The following is a 5,015-nucleotide window of genomic DNA, read 5'->3' as shown; positions in this document are numbered from 1 at the left end:
ATGGGGTGAGCATGCGGTTTCCGATGAACCCCTCGCACACCTTCGACAGAACCGGGATCTTCCCGATCCGGGTGGCCAGCCGCAGTCCCGTGACAACGACATCGTTCGCGGTTGTCTCCGCCCGGACCACTTCCACCAGTTTCATAATGTTGGCGGGGCTGAAGAAGTGCAGTCCGATCACCTCGTGTGGACGAGAGGTGCAGCCGGCGATTTCGTCGAGATCGAGGCGGGAGGTGTTCGATGCCAAGATCGTCCCCGGTGCGCAGCAGGCGTCGAGCGTCGCGAAAACCTGTTTCTTGACCTCCATATCTTCGAACACTGCCTCGACCACCAGATCGGCGGCAGCGGCGGCGTCGAACCGCATACTCGTCTCGATCAACGCGATCCGCTCACTCGCCCCCGCGGCGGTGAGAGTGCCCTTTGCGACAGAGGCGTCATAGGTGGCGCGGATCCGGGCCATGCCGCGTTCGAGAGCGTCCTCGTACTGCTCGATCACCGTGACCGGAAGACCACCGTTGGCGAACGCCATCGCGATACCGCAGCCCATGGTGCCCGCGCCGACGACCGCGACCCGGCCGATCGGGCGTGGTGCGGTACCGGCGAGATCGCCGGTCGCCTTCGCAGCGGACTTCTCGGCGAGGAACACATGCCGCAAGGCGGCCGATTCCGGTCCCGCCAGCAGCTCCAGGAAGGCGGCGCGCTCGAATGCGAGTCCGTCGGAAAGGGAAAGCCTGGTCGCCGCCTCGACGGCATCGATCGCGGTGCGCTGGGCCAGACCGTTTCGCACATTCGTGCGCACCGCGCGGCGACGCGCGTCGAAGTCGATGCCTGTCGCGTCAGCGACTCCGGTGTCGACCACTGGGCTCGGAGGTGCGACAGGTGACCGCTCTGCGAAGAATTTCAGGGCAGCGGTGAGCGCGGGGCCGTCGAAGGTGGCGTCGACCAGGCCGAGGGCGACGGCCTCCACGCCCGAGACAGGGGTACCCCGCTGGATCATCTCGAGTGCAGCGGAGGCGCCGATGAGCCGGGGAAGGCGCTGAGTACCACCGGATCCGGGGATCAGACCGACATCGACCTCCGGCAGGCCGAGTTTCGCATCGGAGTCGGCGATACGGTAATGGCACGCGAGTGCGAGTTCGAGGCCGCCGCCGAGCGCGAAGCCGTGAATCGCGGCGAGCACGGGTTTCGAGGCCCGCACGATCGCGGTGAGCACATCCGGAAGTGCGGGCGCGGCGGCGGCCGCGGGGGTACCGAATTGCCGTAGATCGGCGCCGCCGCTGAAGCCTTTTCCGTCGCCGACGAGGACGATGGCCCGAGCTTCACTGTCCTCGGCGGCGGCGACCGCCGCCACGATGCCCGCGCGGACCGTGTCCCCCAGCCCGTTGACCGGCGGATTGGCGATCTGGATGACGGCTAGGCCGCCGTGCACCTCGTATCGAACCGCGGCACTGGAATCATCCGTGGGGATGGTCTTACTCATGCCTGCCTTTCCTCAGAGTGCGGATCGATCCGCTCTGCGGCCGAATATTCGACCTGATGGTTTGTATGGTGTTCGAGTTTTGGACTCATCAGTACAGTTCTCGACTGGCCTGCGCCCCGCACGTTCGCGAAGCCCGCACTCCTGAAACCGTGGCGCGACGGAAGCGGCCTCCCTCGGGCGAGACCTCGAGGACAGCAACCCCCGGTCTTCTTCGCCCGAGCCGGACCGGGCGAAGAAACCGGTCGCGTTGCTCGGCGCCCCGACTCGTGCAAGGGGGAGCCAGTGCGTTTCGCGGCTGCTGCCCGCGCAGGAGCACAGGGGCGAGCCCGGAAGGAGTCGCCGAGCGGCCCGATATCGCGGTAGACGAGGTGGGGATCGCTGCCTGCGAATTCGAAGAAACCGACCAGAAAGCGGACTACGTGGGCAGGGGCGGCTCGGTCACCCCGCCATTGTCAGGCCACCGCTGACACTGAGCACCTGACCGGTCACGAAATCCGAGTAGTCCGACGCGAAGAACAGCACCGCATCCGCGACCTCCTCGGGAGTACCGAGCCTGCGGAACGGGACAGCCCGAATCAGCCCGGTTCGCACCTTCTCCGGAAGTGTCGCGAACAGCGGAGTGTCCGTCGGCCCCGGGCACACACAGTTGACGTTGATCTGGTGACGGGCCATCTCACGAGCGAGTGATTTGGTGAAGGCGATCAGTCCACCCTTGGTGCCGGAATACACCGTCTCGCCGAGAGAGCCGACCCGGCCGGCGTCGCTGGCGATATTGACGATCTTGGCGTTGCCCTCCCCGGCGATGATCGGCTCGAGGAATGCGCGAGTAAGCCGGACCGGACCGAGGAAGTTCACCGCGACCAGCGATTCCCAGAGCGCGTCGTCGTTCTGCATGAACGGCTCGACACGGTCGAAGCCGGCAGCGTTGACGATTATCTGAGGGAGTCCGTGGGCACGGATGACCTCGTCTCGCAATGCCGAGATCGCCCGGGCATCGGACAGATCGGCCCGATGCGCGGTAGAGCCGCTTTTCAGCGCCCGCACCGTGTCGGCGAGGCCTTCCTCGTCGAGATCGACCGCAGCTACTGTCGCGCCGGCTTTCACCAGGCCTTCCGCTATCGCCCGGCCGATTCCGGACGCCGCGCCCGTTACCACTGCCACCTTGTTCTCGAGTTCCATGCGGTGTCCTTCTCTCCCGTGATACCTGCCGGAAACCGCAGTCTATCGACTGCAAAAACGATATTTCAACCAGTCGGTCGAATAAATGCCCCACTGGTCGAAAAGCCGGTAATGTGGTTGACTCAATGGCAGCGCGCGGGCCACCGAGGACCGCTGACGGACCGAGGAAGCACGATGGCATTCGACGACTACCAGCAGCTGACATTCACTCGCCCGGTCAACGGCGTTCTGCTCATCACGCTCGACAGGCCGGAGAAGTACAACGCCGCCGACGAGCAGATGCATACCGAGCTCACACGCGTGTGGAAGGACGTATCGGCCGACCCGGAGACCCGGGTAGCGGTGATCACCGGCGCGGGCAAGGCCTTCTCCGCGGGCGGTGACCTGGCCATGGTCGAGCGGATGTCGGGCGACTACGAACGCGTCTCGCACATGCTCACCGAGATGAGCGATCTCGTGTACAACATCATCAACTGCGAGAAGCCGATCATCTCGGCCATCAACGGAGTCGCAGTCGGCGCAGGTACCGTAGCCGCGCTCCTGGCCGACGTCGCGATCGCCGCGGAGGACGCGAAGATCGGCGATGGGCATGTGAAGCTCGGTGTCGCCGCCGGAGACCACGCCGCCATAATCTGGCCGTTACTCGCCGGCATGGCCAAAGCGCGGTACTACCTGCTCACCGGTGAGATGCTCACCGGTGCCGAGGCCGAGCGTCTCGGGATGGTCGCCAAGGCCCTTCCGTGTGACCAGGTCCTCGACGAAGCGCTGCGCATCGCCCAGAATCTCGCGAACGGCGCGCAGCCGGCCATCCGGCTCACCAAACGGACCCTGAACAACTGGCTGCGCGCCGCGGGCCCCACCTTCGACCAGTCCGCCGCCTACGAAATGCTGACCTTTCTGGGGCCCGACGTCGTGGAGGGCTACACCGCGCTGCGCGAAAAGCGCACTCCGCGCTTCCCCTCCGCGCAGTAGCTCCAGTGCTGCGGCGGCCTCGGCTCAGGAGGCCGCGGCCGTCGCCGACCGCGGCCCGCTCGGGAACGAAAGGCGTTCCCGGACAGCGGTACGCCGCCCCCGGCCCCACGACGAAGGAATGACCATGGACCTGACACTCGACGACACCCAGCGCAGTATCCGCGGGCTGGCCGCCGATTTCGTCGACGCCGAGATCGTCCCGCACATTCGAACCTGGGACCGAGACGAGTCGGTGGACCCGGCTATCGTCGGACGACTCGGCGAGCTGGGCTTTCTCGGCCTGACGATCGACGAGAAGTACGGCGGCACCGAGGTCGACACGCTCGGCTATGTTCTCGTCTGTGAGGAACTCGGTCGCGGCGACTCCTCGGTACGCGGAATCGTTTCCGTTTCCTTGGGTCTGGTGACGAAGACCATCGCCGCCTACGGCACCGAGGAACAGAAACAGCAATGGCTGCCACAGCTCACGTCGGGTGAGGTGCTGGGCTGCTTCGCGTTGACCGAACCCGACAGTGGATCCGACGCGGGTTCGCTGCGCACCCGGGCCCGGCGCGACGGCGACGACTGGGTGCTCAGCGGCGAGAAGATGTTCATCACCAACGGCACCTGGGCGCAGGTCGCCCTCGTCTTCGCGCGAACCTCCGACGACGGAGGCAGAGGTATCACGGCGTTCCTCGTCCCTACCGAGAGCAGAGGCTTCGCCGCCACCGAGGTTCACGGCAAGCTCGGACTGCGTGGACAGGCCACCGCATCATTGACCTTCGACAGTGTCCGCCTGCCCGACTCCGCGCGCCTCGGCGAAGTCGGTAAAGGACTGTCCATCGCCTTGACGGCGCTGACAAAGGGGCGTATCTCAGTTGCGGCGGGCGGTGTGGGCGTCGCGCAGGCGGCGTTGAACGCCGCGGTCCGTTACGCGACCGAACGGACCCAATTCGGGACGCCGATCGGCTCGAAGCAACTCGTGCAGGAACTGCTGGCGGACTCGGCGGTCGATATCGAAGGGGCGCGCCTGCTGACCTGGCGGGCGGCGAGCATGGTGGATGCGAGGGCCTCGCCGAAGGAGCTCACCGTGCCGGCATCGATGGCGAAACTGGCCGCCAGCGAAACCGCGGTGCGCGTCACCAACAACTGTCTCCAAGTGTTCGGTGGCTACGGATTCATCGATGAATACCCGATGGGCAAGTATTTGCGCGACGCCCGCGTCCTCACGCTGTACGAGGGCACGAGTCAGATCCAGAAGCTCATCTTGGGCCGTGCGTTGACAGGCATCGATGCCATGTGAGGCGGCCGGGATCGAGTTCCGGCGCCGCGCATCGTCCACATTCATCGAGAACAAACATCGTTCAAAACTGTTGTGGCACAATTGATCTCTGCGCGCTACGGC

4 protein-coding genes are annotated in these 5,015 nt (G+C 65.7%); 2 read left to right on the top strand and 2 right to left on the bottom strand.

Annotation, left to right across the window (positions count from 1 at the left end):
- Together ACWDU1_RS29415 and ACWDU1_RS29410 are read right to left on the bottom strand one after the other, a co-directional pair.
- On the bottom strand, window positions 1-1,480 hold a 1,480-nt coding region (locus tag ACWDU1_RS29415; protein ID WP_450003439.1), incomplete at its 3' end, for a 3-hydroxyacyl-CoA dehydrogenase NAD-binding domain-containing protein.
- 438 nt (window positions 1,481-1,918) lie between these two features.
- A complete protein-coding gene (locus tag ACWDU1_RS29410) occupies window positions 1,919-2,659 on the bottom strand; it encodes an SDR family NAD(P)-dependent oxidoreductase (RefSeq protein WP_450003438.1) in 741 nt (246 codons plus the stop codon).
- 174 nt (window positions 2,660-2,833) lie between these two features.
- Between ACWDU1_RS29410 and ACWDU1_RS29405 the strand changes: the two genes are divergently transcribed.
- Both ACWDU1_RS29405 and ACWDU1_RS29400 read left to right on the top strand, forming a co-directional pair.
- Window positions 2,834-3,631, top strand: a complete 798-nt coding sequence (locus ACWDU1_RS29405; protein WP_450003436.1) for an enoyl-CoA hydratase/isomerase family protein — start codon at window positions 2,834-2,836, stop codon at window positions 3,629-3,631.
- A 124-nt stretch (window positions 3,632-3,755) separates the two neighbouring features.
- Window positions 3,756-4,913 carry an acyl-CoA dehydrogenase family protein gene (locus ACWDU1_RS29400; protein WP_450003435.1) on the top strand — a complete coding sequence of 386 codons (1,158 nt, stop codon included), beginning with the start codon at window positions 3,756-3,758 and terminating at the stop codon, window positions 4,911-4,913.
- The last annotated feature ends 102 nt before the right edge of the window (window positions 4,914-5,015 follow it).

The organism is Nocardia sp. NPDC003345, assembly GCF_053589395.1.
Note: the sequence above shows the minus strand (reverse complement) of the source record. Positions and strands in the feature narration are given on the sequence as shown.

Bases quoted from the DNA above. Each gene is read 5' to 3' on its own strand.
- ACWDU1_RS29400 (WP_450003435.1), top strand. From the start codon at position 3,756: ATGGACCTGACACTCGACGACACCCAGCGCAGTATCCGCGGGCTGGCC.
- ACWDU1_RS29410 (WP_450003438.1), bottom strand. From the start codon at position 2,659: ATGGAACTCGAGAACAAGGTGGCAGTGGTAACGGGCGCGGCGTCCGGA.
- ACWDU1_RS29405 (WP_450003436.1), top strand. From the start codon at position 2,834: ATGGCATTCGACGACTACCAGCAGCTGACATTCACTCGCCCGGTCAAC.